Below are 17,078 nucleotides of genomic sequence, written 5' to 3' on the forward strand. Positions count from 1 at the left end.
CCCCGTCTCTTGCCCCCCCTGCCCCCCCCCCCCCCCCCCCCCCCCCCCCCCCCCGGCAACGATCACCGGGAGTTGAGGGCGCAGATCAGCTAACGATCACTGCTGATGGTCAACGGATGATGCGGCCCACCGAACCCCCGAACCGGGACGGTGGGCTGTTGCGCGTCCGGATGGATATCGCCTATGACGGCACCAACTTCTCGGGCTGGGCTGCTCAGCCAGGACGGCGTACCGTTCAGGGTTCGCTGGAAGATGCCCTCGGTACGGTGCTGCGCTGTGAGCCACCCCGGCTCACTGTGGCCGGCCGTACCGATGCCGGAGTACACGCTCGTGGTCAGGTGTGTCATGCCGACCTGCCCGAGTCAGCGTGGGTGACGTTGCCGGGCAGGTCCGCCCGCAGCCCGGGCGTTTCACTCGTGCGCCGATTGGCCGGCGTGCTGCCTGGTGACGTTCGGGTCATGTCGGTGGCGCCAGCGCCGGAGGGATTCGACGCCCGATTCTCGGCCATCTGGCGCAGATATATCTACCGGGTCGCGGACAACGACTGCGGCCCCGATCCTTTGCTGCGTTCACATGTGGTGCACCACAACCGGTCCCTCGACCTGTCCGCGATGAACGCCGCGGCGGCCGGCTTGCTCGGTGAGCACGACTTCGCCGCCTTCTGCCGGGCACGTGAGGGTGCCACCACAATCCGGGAGTTGCGGACGCTGCGCTGGGAACGTGGCATCGACGGGATAGCGGCGGCGACGGTGGAGGCCGACGCGTTCTGCCACAACCAGGTCCGGGCGATGATCGGTGCGCTGTTGTTCGTCGGCGACGGCCGGCGGCCGATCGACTGGCCGGCCACGGTGCTGGCGCGAGCGGTGCGTGACTCGGCGGTCACGGTTGCCGCGCCGCACGGGCTCACCCTCGAGGCGGTCGGCTACCCACCGGATGCCGACCTGGCTCAGCAGGCTCGAACTGCGCGCCGACTGCGGACCCTCCCCTCCCCGCCCCTCCCATGATCATGAACACTTTGCCGTGCTATCGCACGGCAAAGTGTTCATGATCATGGGAGAGATCGGGGATGGCCCTGAGGCATTCGGCGGCGTTGACGCGTAGCCTGGGGGCATGGGCACGCTTATCTCGGTTCTGGTCGCCGTCCTCGGCACGGGTATGGTTGCCCTCTCCCTGCGGGAGGTCCGTACCAAAGGTGCCGCGGCCGCTATGCAGATGGCGGCGTTCGGTCTGCTGCTGGTCGGCGCCTCGGCTACGGGCTTGATTCGGTTCGTCACTCAAATCGTGTTCAACCCACTGGCGTGGATCGGCGTCGGCATGCTGTCGCTGGCTGGTGTGTTGTTCGTCGTCGGGCAGAAGTTGGAGGGCCCGGCGGATCAACCAAAGAAGACCAAGAAGGCCAAGAAGGTCGAAGAGTCCGGCAAGCGGCCGGCGGTTGAAGAGTCCCCGAAGCGCAAAGGAAAAGGCAAGGGCGACGACGACCTCGACGACATCGAAGCCATCCTGCGCAAACACGGTATCGAGTAGCGGCGCGCGGGCGTGATTCCGGCAAGAGCAGACGGTCTCGTGCGGGTTGGCGGCTTAGCGTTGCGCGACCACTGGTTCGACGTACCACTGGACCACCACAGTCCGGGCGGGGAGACCATCCGGGTCTACGCGCGTGAGGTCGCCGCCGTCGACCGCGCGGACGATCCCCACACACCATGGTTGCTGTACCTCCAAGGGGGGCCGGGATGTAAGAGCCCGCGGCCTATCGGCGCCAGCGGTTGGCTCGGTCGCGCGGTCCGCGACTATCGGGTGCTACTCCTAGATCAACGGGGTACCGGTCGTTCGTCGCCGGTCACCGCGCAGACCATCGCATGGCGCGGTGAGCCAGACCAGCAGGCTGCCTACCTGGCGTGTTTCCGGGCCGACTCCATCGTGGCCGACGCCGAACTCATCCGCAGGGTCCTGCTCGGTCCGGGCGGCCGGTGGAGCGTCCTCGGGCAGTCGTTCGGCGGCTTTTGCACGCTCACCTACCTCTCGTTCGCTCCCGCACACCTTGACGCCGTCTACATCACCGGTGGTCTGGCGCCGCTACGGGCCGTCGCCGACGACGTCTACCAGGCCACTTACCAGCAGGTGCGGGCGAAGAACGACGCCTTCCACGCCGCCTTTCCCGAGGACCGCGGTCGGATCGACGCGATTGCGGCGTATCTGCGAGACAACGACGTGCGGCTGCCCGATGGCACGGCTCTACCGGTGCGCCGATTCCAGCGGCTCGGGATCGACTTCGGCGCACGGATGAGCACACCGAATCTGCACTACCTGGTGGAAGAGGCCTTCGTCGACGGTCCGGCCGGCGCTGAACTGTCCGAGACCTTCCGCCACAGCGTCCAACAGTCGTTGTCCATGGCCGACCGGCCGTTGTACGCGGTACTCCACGAGGCCATCTACGCCCAGGGCGCGGCCACCCGGTGGGCAGCTCATCGAGTCCGCCCGGCCGACTTCGATCCTGACGTATCACCGGTGCTGTTCACCGGCGAGATGATCTATCCGTGGATGTTCGACGACGATCCAGCGCTGCGCCCGTTCCAGCCCGTCGCCGAACTGCTCGCGGAACGTTCGGACTGGCCCGCGCTGTACGACGTCGATGCCCTAGCGCGCAATGAGGTCCCCGTGGCCGCCGCCCTGTACACCGACGACATGTACGTCGACGCGGAGTTGTCCGAACAGACGGCCGCCGCGGTGCGCGGCCTGCGGGCCTGGAAGACCAACGCCTACGAACACGACGGGTTGCGGGAGACCGAGTACATCCTCGACCGGCTGATCCGGATGGCCCGCGGCGAGCTCTAGGCGGGGCGTTCGCGAACCTCGGGTCTTCTGCATCGCGCACTTCGCTACCGCCACATGGTGTTCGGGCTCGCGTACCGTGCTCGACGCCATGTGGCGGTAGCGGAGTCGCTCGCCGGCGGGTGCCTCCGACGTTGGATGGACGCGGTGAGCCGAACTTCCATCAGATGACTGGTGATCCCGGAGACATCGGCGGAATAGCGTGCTACAACCGGGCCCGTCAGGGCAGTCGATCCCTGTTCCGACCGAGTCGGGCCGCCGTCGTCGTGTGAGGAGTCCCGGATGAGACGTGTGACCGTTCCCCTGGCATCGGCTGCCCTGGCCGCAGGGCTGCTGGTAGTCCCCATGACCAGCTCCGTCGCCGACGAGGCAGCCGAGGTCGCACCGGCCGACACCGGACCGGCCGAACATCTGGCGAACCTGCCGCCCTGGCCGGAGCCCGGCAGCGCCAGGGTGGTGCCCCTACAGGAGACCGGACCACCTGGCGAACGGCTCAATCTCATCGTCGTATGCGACGGCTACCAGGCGGTCGAACTCGACACCTGCCACGAAGATGTGGATCGTAATCAGGCGGTCCAGTGGAGCGTCGAGCCATTCCGCACCTACCGCGACTACATCAACGTGTACCTCTTGGAAATCTCCTCGGTGGACTCCGGCATCCGTCGCGACCCGGAAGAGGACGCGCCGCCGGAGGTGCGTGACGCCAAGAACACTCCCCTTCGGCTGTGGTACGCCGACGGCTTAACCAACCCGCTGGCGCGCGGCATCACCTACGGACAGCCGCTCGCGGGGCCGACGAATGGCAGCGCCTGCCCCGGCCACCCGAGCCCCACCACCAACCCGGACTACCCACTGGACGCCGGGATCCTCGGAGACCCCAGGTGTAACGGCCATCAGCAGCGGGCCATGTACCTCAACAGCTACGTCGCGCCCGCCCTAGGAGTACCGGTGGGCAGCTTCCGGCCCACGGGCGGGCAGAACTCCGGCCCGCAGAACATCCAGACGCTGGCGATCTCCAACACGTTCACCTATGGCGGGATCGGTGGCCGGGATGCCACCACCTCCGGCGGTAGCCCCCAGGCCCCGCTCATCTCGCTGCACGAGCTTGGTCATTCGCTCGGCACCATGCAAGACGAGTACCCGTACTCGGCCCGGACCGAACCCGGACCACGACACCCCGACTCCGAGCCGAGTTCGTTCCACCACACCCGGATGACGTCGGAGGAGATGATCGCGGCCGAGGCGAAGTGGTGGCGTTGGCTGGGGGAGGAGAGCGAATCCGGTGGCATCATCCGGGCCGCCGACCCGGATGGCTACGAGAGCGGTGTCTACAGCGGCTCGAACGTCTGGCGGCCCAGCTCGAATTCGATGATGAGGTGGATCGGTTTCTACTTCGACCAGGTGGGCAGGGAACACATGGTGGCGCGGATCACCGGTCAGAGGGACAAGGGTGAGATGAACCTGCGGCACACACCAGAGGGTGAGGTCCGCCGCGGCGGCGTGGTTTGGGTTGAGCCGATGCACCCGAAGTATCACGAGGTCGAGGTCACCTGGCGGATCGGTGGGCCGGATGGCGACGTCGTCTCGTCCGGCAACACCCGTTATCTCGACCTCAGCACCCTCGACCTGGCCCCCGGCGACGTCGTGCACGTCGAGGTCCGGGATCCGGTCGGCCCCGACGGGATTGACTGGGTGCGTAACCCATCCACCGGAATCAGTGCGACGGACTCCGGTTACAACGGCGCCCGCTTCGTGCAGACCCGCGAGTGGACGGTGAGCCGGCTCCGGGCTGTCCCGTCGAACCCTGACGTCGAGTTCGTCGCGTCGACCCCGACACACCGGCCGGTTGCCGGCGACGAGATCGTCTACGTGACGACCACCCACGCCAACACGCGGATTCTGGACGTCGGCTGGCGCCTCGACGGGCAGGAGTTGGACGTCGAGCCGGACCGCCGCACCCTGGATCTGGGTGCGCTCGACCTGGCCGAAGGCACGTATGAACTCTCCGCCACGGTCACCGACCCGGCCCGTCCACACGCTGGTTCGGACACGCTCACCTGGACCGTCGACAACGCGCTTCCGTCCGCGCCACGGACCCTATCCGAGCCATTGGCCACTCTCGGAGGCGACGTGGAACATCCGGTCTACTTCGAGGGCTGGGACATGTGGTTGGAGCCGCAGGACGATCAGGACGGATACCAAGATGAGCCGTACGTCGTCGGCGAGTTCCGGCTGAACGGCGACGGGTGGTTCAACTACTTCGGGTTCCCGGAGGAGCCCATGCCAGAGTCGCCCTTCCGGTTCCGCCACTCCGGCACCGACGTCAAAGCACTCACCTACGGCAACCTCGGTACCGGCGGACTCTCGAAGGCGACGTTCGAGCAGCACTACGGCCCCGGTGATCCCAACGGTCCGTTCATCCCCGGGTATGGCACTCACGTCGTGGAACACCGGGCGATCGACCCGGCGGGCAACATCGGTGACGCCGACGAATACCGCGCCACGGTTCTGCCCGGCGAAACACCCGAGTGCACCCGAACCATCACCGGCGCGCACCGCGGGACCATGGTGGTCACCGACGGCGTCACCTGCCTCCACGACGCAGAAGTCACCGGTAACGTCACCGTCCGCGGCGGGTCGCTTGTTGTGTCTGGCGGCTCGGTGTCCGGCACCGTGATCGCCGACCGGGCCGACCTTGTCCAACTGATCGGTGCCGACGTGCGCGGGCTCACGCGCATCTCCGGGACTACCGGTGGTGTCACGGCGGTGGGCAGCACGTTCCGCGGTTCGGTGACGCTCAGCGGCAATGCCCAGGTTCCACACCATGAGTGGGCCGAACGGTATGCCGAGCACGCTGGGGCGTACGGCCCGATCCTGGCCGGCAACACGTTCAGCGGCCGGTTGTCATGTACCGGCAACAGCGCGGCGGCGAGCGACTTCGGCGCGTCGAATCAGATCAACGGTCCCGCCGCCGGCGACTGCGCCCACCTTTGACACCTGATCGCCGTTTGTGCGCCTGATCGTTTTCCTGGGAGCGATCAGGCGCACAAACGGCGGAACAATGGCGACGTCGGTGCGTCTGATCGCGTCCACTATGCGAACGCGGAATGGATCAGATGCGCCCCTGGCCACCATTGGCCCGATGTGGCATCTGATCGTCGTACCGTCGGCGGGCAGCGCACGCGGCGGTGGCGCCGAGACTGGTGCTCACTCCATGGCTGCTGAAGCCCATGCCACCGTCTCGGCCTGAGCCCCGTAGATGGGTGGGCGGACCTTCGCCTGGTGCCCTGACGCGCTGACCGCTTCCACACAAGGCGCATATCGGGCGTGGTTACCGGCGCTCAGCGCACCAGGGTCGCCGCGCTCAGCGCACCAGGGTCGCCGCGCTCAGCGCGCCAGGCTACCGGCGCTCAGTTGGTGACCGTCGGTGGTGTGATCGGTGGCGATCTCGACAGATGTCGCATGGTTCGACGGTTTTTCCGTGCAGATGCGCGGTGACGTCCGAATGGTAACCCTTCTAGGGTCCGAGGATCAGTGCCCACGGCCGTCGACACACGATGTCGGCGTTGGGAGGGTGTTATGGCAAGACCGGAAAGTCACCCACCGCACAAGACGACACGGGCATGGCGGGCGACGGGTATCGCCGGCTCCGTGGTTCTCACCGCATCGCTGCTCGGCGGGATCGGGTTGGCCACCGCACAGGACGACCACGCCAATCCCGCAGGTGCCACATCGGCTGGTCCGATCGTCCCGATAGATGCCCAGGATTGGCTCGACATGGAGTTCAAGACCTGGGACGACTACGTGCCAGTCCGCCCGGACGAGTGGCATGACGACTCCGTCCATGGCAGTGACGTGCAGTTCGAGGCTGCCGTCGTGCTGCTCGATTACGAGGACGAACCGTTCTTGGTTGCCCAGGAGGAAGGCTCACATCCGTTCGGCAACCCGGCCCCTCCGGGATCACCGTGGGAGGGCTCGTGGGAGCCGGTCGAGGATGTGAACTCGTGGTTCCACGAGTACTTCACGACTCCGAACGAGTTCAACGGCGGGCAGACCATCCACTCGTACTGGATGGAGACCAGCCACGGCCGCACGGGTGTCACCGTCGATACCTTTGGCCCGTACACCCTGCCGGGTAATTACCACGAATGGGGGCTCGGTCACGGGCCGACGGGCGGGCGTGCGCTGGGTGATGAGCCCGATTCGGTCTGTCCGGCCGGCGACAACTGCACGCCTTGGTCGGCGCAGAATCCGGATGGCCGCAACCTCCGCCGGGACGGCAATCTGCCGTGGCGCACAGAGATGGAGCAGAACGGATTCGAGTGCCCAACCGCTACGGCGCTCGACGTCGCTGACTGTGGGTACGACTTCGTCCTTTACGTCACCGCTGGTCACGACGAGTCGTCCACCTGGGAAGAGCAGGGTCGGATGATCTTCCAGACGCACGAGGACGTCCCGGACGCGTTCGGTCCGCCCGGCGCGGAGGATGGTCCGGTGTTGAACAGCGCTGGTAATCCGATCCCGAACTACGTCGGTACTCGGTATTTGTTCGATGCCGGGATCGCACCCGAGGACGGTGGGTTCACGTCGTGGCGGTCAGGGGCGAGTCAGTGGCCGAACGCCACGGGTGGAAGCCGTCCGAGTTCCACGCAGGCGGAATCGTCTGGGCAGAGCACCTTCGCCCACGAGATCAGTCACTTGTTCGGACTCCCGGACAATTACAACAACCCGTTCGCGGACAACCTGCGTAACGCCACCGGCTACTGGGAGATGATGTCCCGCGGTACGTTCAACGGACCTGGTGGCACTCACAACCGTTGGCAGGTGCCCAACCAGGGCGGTTCGGCGCTTGGTCCGCATCACATGACTAAGTACAAGCGGGACATGGGGTTCTTCCAGCCCAGCGAGATCGCCGAATTCCAGCGGGACGAGTTACCGGACAACGGCGTCGCGCGTGCCACCCTGCAGGCTCGGGCGCATCAGCCGGGCTCCGGTGGTCAACTCGGTATGCGGATCCGGTTCGGAGAGACCACGGCCAACGGCCAGAACTTCCGCACCTGCGCAGCCCTCGGGCATGTTGGTGAGGACTCGTTCTGGTGCCACGGCAACGACAACTACCACAACTACGAGGTCGAGGTCGTCGACACCGTCGGCAACGACTCGTTCGTCCCCGGGCACGGCGTGCTCATCGCGATGACACGGAACACGAACGCGTTCCCCAGCGCGTGGCTGATCGACCCGAACCCGGAGACCCTCGACCTGGTCGACTACCACCGGCCGGATGGCACACCAGTGCCCGTGCTGCGCGGCGACCCGCGTCAGTTGAACAACGCCACCTGGCATGCCGGCACGGACTCCGACAGCGAGTTCGAGTTCGTCGACGAACACAACAAGCTGCACTTCTACATCCTCGACACGTACCGCAACGGTGACGGCGTCTTGCTCTACGACCTCGCCGTCCGGCACCTCGACGGAGCGGGGGAGTTCGACCGCGACGTCTCGTTGGGCGACGTGAGCACATTCGCCGTGGGCGACTCGACCGGCCTGGTGACACTGCCGGTCACCAACACCGGTGCCGCCGGTGCCGATCTGTACAGTTCCGACGTCTATCGACTCAGTTCCTCCGTCGACGGCGAGGGTTGGCAGGTCTGGTTGCCGTATGAGGTTAAGGCCGTCGACGCCGGTGAGACGGTTCCCGCGTACGTCTATGCAACAGCGGGGCCGGGTGCGACGGAGTCCGCGACGGTGACGATCACCGCGACCAGCGAGTCCGACCCGGATGCCACCCAGACGCTGGAAGTGGAGCTCACCACGACGGATCTGAAGGTGACCTTCGCCGGTGCGGCCGAGCTAGTGGACTCCTACTACGACGATGGCCTGCTGGAACGTTCCGAGCGGCAACGGTTGCTCGCACACTTGCGGGCGGCCGAGCGTGCCGGCGGGCGCGGCGCCGAGCAGGCTCTCAACCGGTTCGTCGAGGTGGCCGAAGGTGTCGCCGACACCGGGGTCGCCAACCTGGCGAGCGCAGCCCTCGTGGCGCTCGCCGAAGACCTGCGGGCCGAGTTGTAAACAGCTCCCCGCGGGTCTCGAGCGGGAGGCGCTCCGGAGTCCGACCATCCCCAGGCTCCGGAGTGCCCCCGCCTATGTCTGTCGGGTGCCGGTCCAGATTGAGCTACCAGGCCGGCACCCGCCCGCTCCATCGTCATGTCCCTTAGCTCCTGATCGACGTTACGCACGGCGTGTAGGAGGAACGATGCCAACGTTCACCCAGATGAGACGGCTGGTTGTGGTCGCGGTTGGTGCTGGTGCACTGGCCGTCGCAGCCATCCCCGGGACCGGCCAGGCCCAACCAAGCGACCACGAAGCCGGCAGCCCTGGTGGGCCACTGCCGGCCACCGACACGTTCCCCGACGATCCACCATTCGACCAGGACGCGGCTCGGGAGGCTCGGGATCGTCTCGACGATGTCCTCCGTTCGCCGCTGACGACGCTGGCCGAGCCGGGGGACATCGTCGTCGACGACGGAGTAACGCAGCCGGTGTTCGACTACGCCGGCGCCGTCCGCGAGTCCGTGATCATCCCCGGCGCCGTGAGCAGCGTCGACGGCGACGAGATCGACGAACTCTACGTCGATATCATCCGGCCGGCCGCATCGGACGGCGATCTACGGGTCCCGACGATCATCGTGCCGAGTCCGTATTACCACGCGAACGGCCGTGGCCGGCTCGCCGAGCGTAAGACTTTGCCCGACGGTCCACTCGACCATTTCCCGCTGTATTACGACAACTACTTCGTGCCTCGTGGCTATGCCGTGGCGTTGCTCGACCTCGCCGGAATCCGGGGCTCGACCGGGTGCCTGGACATCGGCGGGCCGGCCGAGATCGACAACACGGTCAAGCTGGTCGAGTGGCTCAATGGCTCCGGTACCGCCTATGACACCGAGGGCAACGAGGTCGAGGCCAGCTGGTCCAACGGCCTGTCCGCCATGGTCGGGAAGTCGTGGGACGGGACGGTGGCCAATGGGGTCGCCGCCACCGGCGTGGAGGGCTTGGCGACCATCGTGCCCATTACGGCGATCTCCAGCTGGTACCACTGGTATTGGCACAACGGGGTCCACTTCCAAGGGCACACCGCGCTCAGCCTGGCGACGTCGATCCAGAACGCGAACCAGTTGCCGCCGTTCTCCGAGTGTACGAACGTCCGCGACGAACTCGCCCTGGGGCAGGTCACGCGTGACCCGAACCACGAGTTCTGGGTGAAGAGAGACTACATCCGCAACGCTGACCAGGTGAAGGCCAGTGTGTTCGTCGTTCACGGCACTCAGGACTACAACGTGAAGCCGATCAACTACGGCGAGTGGTGGGACGCCCTGGCGGAGAACGACGTGCCGCGCAAGATCTGGCTGGCTCCGGTGGCGCACGAGAAAGGATTCGATTTCCGGCGCGACGAGTGGATGGTCACCATTCACCGCTGGTTCGACTACTGGCTGCACAACATCGACAACGGCATCATGGACGAACCGATCGCCGACGTCGAATACGATCTGGGCCGGTGGGAGAGCTACGACGAGTGGCCGGGCGGCACCCACACCCTGCTCCGTCTCGGGCAGCCTAACGACGCCAACGATCCTCGGCAGGGGGTCCTCAGCCTCGACCGGCGGAACCTGTCGCCGCGGACGCAGACGTTCACCGAGGCCAGGCGGGCGTTGAACACCCAGGTGCAGAACGGCTTCGCCGACGACGACCACCGCCTGGTGTTCATGACCGACGAACTCACCGAGCCGGTCCGGATTAGTGGTTCGGCCTTGGTGTCGCTGCGGGCGGCTATCGACGGAGCCGACGCCGGACTGGCGGCGTACCTCGTCGACTACGGCACCGCGGAGCGGACTAACTGGACCGCGAGCGGCGGCATCCGCAACCTCGACACGATCAGCTGTTTCGGGGCGGGCACCGATGCCGACACTGGGTGTTACCCGGACGTCGAGCGCAATACTCGAACCCTGCCGTTCGAGGTGGTGGCCCGTGGCTGGGCCAGCGCCAGTTACCTGGCTGGCCAGGACAGCTTGCGGCCGGGATCGGGTCAGCGGCTCGAGTGGGACATCATGACCGACGACTACACGTTCGAGGCGGGGCACCGCATCGGCATCGTCGTCGCCGGCGTGGACACCGGCATCCAGGCCAGATTCAACTTCGGGAATGACGTCGAGGTGAATCTGACCGGGAGCCACGTGCACCTGCCCGTCGTCGGTGGTCCGGGCGCGCTACGGCGGGCCATGAACTAACCCGCCCCCCCACCCCCATGATCATTGGCTTTTGACTACCGAATTCGGGGGTCAAAAGCCAATGATCAGCGGGAGGGGAGGGGAGGGGGGTTCGGGTGGTGCGCCAGACTAGGTGGCGATGAACAGTGACATCGACACCGATGGTGCACGGATCTACGCGATCCCCATGCGAACCCGGTTCCGGGGTATCAACGTCCGCGAGGGGATGCTGATCGAGGGACCGGCCGGTTGGGGTGAGTTCTGCCCGTTCGCCGAGTACGACGACGCCGTAGCGTCCGGCTGGCTGGCGACCGCCATCGAACAATGTACGCGGGGATGGCCGGAACCAGTCCGGGACCGGATCCCGGTCAACTGCACGGTTCCGGCGGTCGGCCCGGAGCGGGCTTATCGGATCGTCGAGAGTTCCGGCTGTCGGACCGCCAAGGTGAAGGTCGCCGACCACCCCGGCTCGTTGGCCGAGGACGTCGCCCGGGTCGAAGCGGTACGCGACGCGCTGGGGCCGGAAGGTGCCCTCCGGGTCGACGCGAACGGAGCGTGGGACGTCGATACCGCCGTCGCCACCATCGGGTATCTGGATCGGGCGGCACATGGGTTGGAGTACGTGGAGCAGCCGTGCCACACCATCGATGAGTTGGCCGCGGTGCGGCGCAGAGTGGACGTACGGATCGCCGCCGACGAGTCGATCCGACGAGCCGACGATCCACTGCGGGTCGCGGTGGCCGGCGCGGCCGATATCGCGGTGATCAAATGCACGCCGTTGGGCGGTGTGCGCCGTGCCCTGCGGGTCGCCGAGGCCGCCGGACTGCCGTGTGTTGTGTCGTCGGCATTGGAGACCAGCGTCGGGTTGAGTGCACAACTCGCGCTGGCGGGAGCGCTACCGGACCTGGAGTTCGCCTGTGGCCTGGGTACGTTGTCGCTGCTGGACGGCGACGTCGTGGCCGCCGCGGATTCGCTTCGGCCCGTCGGTGGCTACCTCCCCGTGCCGCGTCGCCCACCGACACCGGACGGAGCACTGCTGGCCACCTACGAGCTGCGCGACCCGGAACGTGTGACCTGGTGGCGCCGCCGCCTCGCCCGTGTCCTCCACGGCTCTCCCTCTCTCCCATGATCATGAACACTTTGCCGTGCTATAGCACGGCAAAGTGTTCATGATCATGGGAGAAGCGGCGAGGGGGAGAAGGTAGGGGGCAACGTTGTCAGCGGATGGCGACACGTTGTTTGGCCGTACGTTGCTCAGGTGGTGTGATCGATTCGTTGGCCGGGTTGGCTCCCGGGCCGGAACCACGACGAGGTGCGTACTGACCGGTCATCCGGGCCACCTTCAACGCCAGGTGCAGGGCGAGCCGTTCGATGCCGTCCTTGAGATCGGTGTTGGCCAACTGCTCAACCCGCTGAAGGCGGTAATACAGCGACGTGCGGTGTAGGTTGAGCCGTTCGGCGGTGGCCTGGGCGTTGCCCGCGACGTCGAGGTAGGTCTCGAGCGTCTCCAGCAGGGGGAGGCTCTCGGGGTCTTCGAGCAGGCGGCCGAGACCGGCGTGGACCCTCGGCACGTGTTCGTTCATCGATGCCAACTCCACCACGATCTGGTGGATACCGAGACGTGACCAGTGCACGATGCTTCCCAGACCGGACAACAAGCGCGCCGCATCCGCTGACATCCGCGCCTCGCGGAACGATTCGATGGCGTGGTCCAGACGGCCCCGGCGGCCGCCAACCCCGACCACCAAGGTGGTGCTCCGGCCAGCGGCGGCCAGTCTGGCCTGGACGAGCTCGTGGGCCAGCTCGATACGTTCGGACAGTTGAGCATCGTCGTCGCCGGGGCAGGCGAGCAGCAACACGCAGTGGTCACGGCGGACGAGTTCCAAGGCCTGCCCGCGCCGGGCAAGGCGTTGGAAGTCGATCATGGCTTGGCTCAATGCCTCTTCGGTGCGCGGCTCGTCGCCAACCTCGCCGGACAGTGGCTGCAACACAGCCACGGCGATGCCGTCGGTGGTGTCGATGTAGCCGGTCTCCTCCAGGCTCTGGGCAGCCTCCTGGGTGAGTGGTGAGTCGCTGAGCAACATGTGCATGGCGTCGTTGAGGCGGGCCGCGGAGAACAGGCTGGCGACGCTCTCGCGATGTAGGTGGTCGGCGAGTTCGGCGGCCTCCCGTACACAGAAATCGATGTCGGCCGAACTCATGGAGTCGTCGGAGTCCACGAACCACAAGTAGCCGAGCGCTTTGTCTTTGTGCAGCACAGGGATGCAGACCCGGGCGAGCATGTGCAGATCGGGATTGGCGGGGAGGCGCAGTGGACGACGGGCGTCGGGCAACCCGAACTCCTTGAGCCAGCTGGTCACCTCGGGCGAGGCGTGCCGGCGCAAGATGGAGTCTTCCCGCACTCCGTCGATCGGTTGGTCGTGTGAACTGTAGGCGATCAATCGCATGAAGCGGTCTTCCAGCACGGCTGGCCGTCCGACGCGCTCGGCGAGTGCATCCAAGAGCTGCTGTAGCGAGAGTTCCAATGGCGCCTCCGCACGCTCAGGGACCGCGGAACATGCCGACGATCCCAGAGCAGTATGGCATATCACATGGTACCCATGTCGATCTTGGGACAGCGCTATCCGTCACAACGGTGACCGATGGCGCTGGAAACGCTCAACTTCTATCCCGGCCATGAGCGATGTGCACACGCATGAGTGTCGCTAACGCTGCGCCGTCCCCTTCCGTCAAGTGTTGGCACATCGTTACGTGTTCCGCGGCCGATACCCCGAGCAGTCCTCGCTCGGCCAGACCCGCTGGTTCGGCCAGTCGTGACCGGTTGCGCAGTTCGTCGACCAGAACGACGAGCCGGTTGTTGCCGCCGAGTGTGAGCAGCCGCCGGTGAAACTCCCGATCGGCTTCCACATAACCGAAGAGGTCACCGGCGGCCGCCGCCGCGACCCCTCCCTCGGCGACCACGGTGAGACCGGCCACGTCGCCGAGCTGAGCCTGTGCGACCGCCCGCTCCACGGTTGGGGGTTCCAACAACAAGCGGATCTCGATGATCTGATCCAGCTCGGTGTCGGACAGCCTGGTCACCTGGAAACCTTTGTTGGGAACTACCTCCACCAGCCCTTGCGTCGCGAGGTCGAGCATCGCCTCGCGGACCGGCGTCGGCGACACGCCGAAACGTGCCGCCAGGGCCGGAGCTGAGTAGACCTTCCCCGGTGCCATGTCACCTGAGATCACTGCTCGGCGCAGCGCATGTGCGACCTGTTCCCGCAAGCTGGTGCGCTTGGCCACGGTTGCCGTCGGCGCCGGCGTTCCGGTCTGTTTCATCGACGGCCTGCCGCCCCATCGGCCAGGTGGCATCGCTGCGGCCCAGCGGCGCGGACCCGGCACCAGGCCGGACCGCGCCACCGGTTTCCGCTTACTGTGCTGCTCGGCAAGAGGCCAACACCCCGGGCACGCCGACCCCAGGATCACGCAGCGGCAGCCGGGTCGACGCCGCGCGGCACCGCGGCACGTCGACCTCATAGATGCCACGGCCGAAGGTCGCCACACTCAACTGGCGGGTCGGCTCGTGGTATCGCATGTACATCGTCGCCGCCACCGGCAGGTCGTCACCGAGCGCAGCCCACTCGCCGCCGTTCCACGCCGAGAGGTAGACCCCGACATCGGTGCCGACGATCAATAGCCCGTCGGAGGTCGGCACAACCGAGTTCACCGGTGCGTCGGGCAGGCCATGGCCGAGGTCGGTCCAGGTTGCGCCGCCATCCTGAGTGACCATCAAGTGTGGTCGGTCGCTGCCGGCCCGGAAGCCGGAGAACGTCGCGTAGGCAACGTTCTCGTCGTCCGGGTGGACGGCGATCCGCGTCACCCACGTGCCGGGTAGCTGGTCGGAGTCGACCTCCGTCCAGTTCTCACCCACGTCGTTGGTCCACCACACTTTCCCGTCGTCGGTGCCGACGTACAGGGTGTCGCTGTCGGTTGGGGCGACGGCGACCGCGGTGATGGTGCCCCACGGGTAACCGGCTGGGTCGTTGGGCCCACCGTCGGTCAGGTCGGGGCTGATGGCGGTCCACGTGCGGCCATTGTCGGTGGACCGGTTGACGATGTTCCCCGCGTAGTACATGACGTCGGGGTCACTCGGGTCGAACACCAACGGCGTGAACCAGTTTCGACGCTGCGACGTCGTCTGCCCCGGCCCGATGGGTTGGCGCGGGGTTCCGCCCGCGGTCTCCGACCGGTAGCAACTGCCGTACTGGCTGCATCCGAAGACGATGTCCGGGTTCTCCGGGTGGATGATCACCTGCAAGCCGTCGCCACAACCGATGGAGTTCCATGGACCACCCGCGCCGTTGTAGCCACGCAAACAGCCGTTGTCCTGTGTGCCACCGACCTTCAGTACTGGGTCGGTCTCGGCCGCGTCCACAGAGTAGAACTGGGTGTAGGGCTCATAGGTGGCCTTGGTCCACGACTGCGTGACGCCGTTGGTGTCCGAGCGGTACATGCCACCGTCGTTGCCCAGGTAGACCCGGTTCGGAACGTCCGGATCCCACGCCATCTTGTGCTGGTCGACATGGATGCCGGCGGAGGTGGTGAACGTCATCGCACCGTCCGTCGAACGCCGGAGCTGTACTCCAGCGAGGAACAGATGGTCTTCGTCGGCCGGATCCACCCAGATCTTGCCGAACCACCAGCTGAACGTGGACTGCGAAGCGCCCGCCGCGGTCAGCGGGGTCTGTGTCCAGGTGTCCCCGCCGTCGTCGGAGCGGTAGAACGCACGGAACGGTCCGAGTGCGGTGCCGACATAGGCGTACAGCCGATCCGGGTTGCTCGGGGCGAGTGTGAGTCCCCAGCGGCCCTGGTCGTCGTCGGTCGGCAGCCCGTTGGTCATGCGCTCCCAGGTTTCGCCGCCGTCGTCGGAGCGCCACAGGCTGGAACCGGGACCGCCGTACGTGCGCTGGTGCGGCTCCCGCAGGTGATCCCACATGGCGGCGTAGACGCGACTCGGGTTGTCCGGGTCGATGACCACCTCGGTGGCACCCGTCGTGTCGTTGAGCGGTTCGAGTACCTGCCGCCAGGTGTCGCCACCGTCCTCCGTCAGGTAGACGCCGCGCTCGCCACCGGGGGTGAAGAGGTTGCCGGCAGCCGCGGCGAACACGCGATCCTCGTCGCTTGGATCGATGGCGAAACGGGCGATCGCGTGGCTGTCCTGCAGGCCGACGTTCTCCCACGTCTCACCACGATCGTGCGAGCGGTACACGCCGTCGCCGCCGAAGGTGATGGAACCACCGCCGGGCTGTGGTTCACCGGTGCCGGCGAACAGGACACCGTCGCTGGTGATGGCGACCGCACCCATCCCCTGCACCCAGTCGTCGGGCCACACCGATTCGTAGGTCATGCCGGCGTCGCTGGACTTCCAGATCCCGCCGGAGGCGGCGGCGATGAACAGTTGGTCGTCGACCTCGGGGTCGATGGCGATGTCGACGATCCGGCCACCGATGTTCGACGGACCGAAGAAGTCCCATTCCAACTGAGCCAGGTGCCGGTAGACGTTGCGGGTGCGCAGGGCGATACCCCGGGCCTCGGCACGAGCCGACGCGTACGTCGCCGCCGATAGGTCGGTGTCGCCGTCACTGAGCCGCTGGCTGGTCATCCATTCGTCGGGCAACTCCATGGGCCCGGTAGGTGTGGACGTGGCCAGTGACTCCTGACCACGACCCGGGACAAGTGAGATGACCAAAGCCGCTGTCGCGGCCAGTGCGAGCACCGCCATCGCTGTGACACGCCAGCGGTGCCGGGCGAACGTCGCTTTCATGCCGAAGTCTCCCTCCGCAGCAGGTGGGGAGCGACCTGAGCACCCCGTTGAGACGCTGAAGTCTCAGCTCCTGAGAATCGGTCGCATGTGCGCAGCGTAGACGCGGGGTTCATGCCGGTCACCGATCATGTGCAGGGAATCCTGACCGGCCGTTAGAACATCTGTCGAGTGGCCTCGGCGCGT

The 17,078-nt window shown here is 66.6% G+C and carries 10 protein-coding genes; 7 read left to right on the forward strand and 3 right to left on the reverse strand.

The genetic code is table 11. The features are described from left to right. Positions 1-116: 116 nt before the first annotated feature. From truA to G8760_RS14260, 7 genes are all read left to right on the forward strand, one after another. Positions 117-1,004, forward strand: a complete 888-nt coding sequence (gene truA, locus G8760_RS14230; RefSeq protein ID WP_166352228.1) for a tRNA pseudouridine(38-40) synthase TruA — start codon at positions 117-119, stop codon at positions 1,002-1,004. Between the two features lie 106 nt (positions 1,005-1,110). Then, positions 1,111-1,524 carry a hypothetical protein gene (locus G8760_RS14235; RefSeq protein WP_166352230.1) on the forward strand — a complete coding sequence of 138 codons (414 nt, stop codon included), beginning with the start codon at positions 1,111-1,113 and terminating at the stop codon, positions 1,522-1,524. Positions 1,525-1,563: 39 nt separating this feature from the next. Beyond that, entirely contained in the window at positions 1,564-2,832 is a 1,269-nt protein-coding gene (locus G8760_RS14240; RefSeq protein ID WP_166352232.1) for an alpha/beta fold hydrolase, read from the forward strand. 279 nt (positions 2,833-3,111) lie between these two features. Further along, complete coding sequence (locus G8760_RS14245) at positions 3,112-5,823, forward strand: M64 family metallopeptidase (protein ID WP_166352234.1); 2,712 nt, start codon at positions 3,112-3,114, stop codon at positions 5,821-5,823. Positions 5,824-6,408: 585 nt separating this feature from the next. Continuing rightward, positions 6,409-8,898 (forward strand): immune inhibitor A domain-containing protein, encoded by a 2,490-nt coding sequence (locus G8760_RS14250; RefSeq protein WP_166352236.1) that lies wholly within the window; start codon positions 6,409-6,411, stop codon positions 8,896-8,898. 184 nt (positions 8,899-9,082) lie between these two features. After that, the gene (locus tag G8760_RS14255) at positions 9,083-11,110 is read left to right on the forward strand and encodes a CocE/NonD family hydrolase (RefSeq protein ID WP_166352238.1); all 2,028 of its coding nucleotides are present in this window, start codon (positions 9,083-9,085) and stop codon (positions 11,108-11,110) included. A 118-nt stretch (positions 11,111-11,228) separates the two neighbouring features. Beyond that, entirely contained in the window at positions 11,229-12,218 is a 990-nt protein-coding gene (locus G8760_RS14260) for an o-succinylbenzoate synthase (RefSeq protein ID WP_166352240.1), read from the forward strand. An 88-nt stretch (positions 12,219-12,306) separates the two neighbouring features. On the opposite strand, the gene G8760_RS14265 is transcribed toward G8760_RS14260, so the two are convergent. The 3 genes from G8760_RS14265 to G8760_RS14275 form a co-directional block, all read right to left on the reverse strand. Beyond that, a complete protein-coding gene (locus G8760_RS14265; protein ID WP_166352242.1) occupies positions 12,307-13,614 on the reverse strand; it encodes a PucR family transcriptional regulator in 1,308 nt (435 codons plus the stop codon). Positions 13,615-13,747: 133 nt separating this feature from the next. After that, a complete protein-coding gene (locus G8760_RS14270) occupies positions 13,748-14,410 on the reverse strand; it encodes a GntR family transcriptional regulator (RefSeq protein WP_166352244.1) in 663 nt (220 codons plus the stop codon). 91 nt (positions 14,411-14,501) lie between these two features. Beyond that, positions 14,502-16,895, reverse strand: coding sequence for a WD40/YVTN/BNR-like repeat-containing protein (locus tag G8760_RS14275; RefSeq protein WP_207782357.1), 2,394 nt, complete (start codon positions 16,893-16,895; stop codon positions 14,502-14,504). Positions 16,896-17,078: the final 183 nt, after the last annotated feature.

The sequence above is a fragment of the Phytoactinopolyspora limicola genome, assembly GCF_011320225.1.
Classification (GTDB): Bacteria; Actinomycetota; Actinomycetes; order Jiangellales; family Jiangellaceae; genus Phytoactinopolyspora; species Phytoactinopolyspora limicola.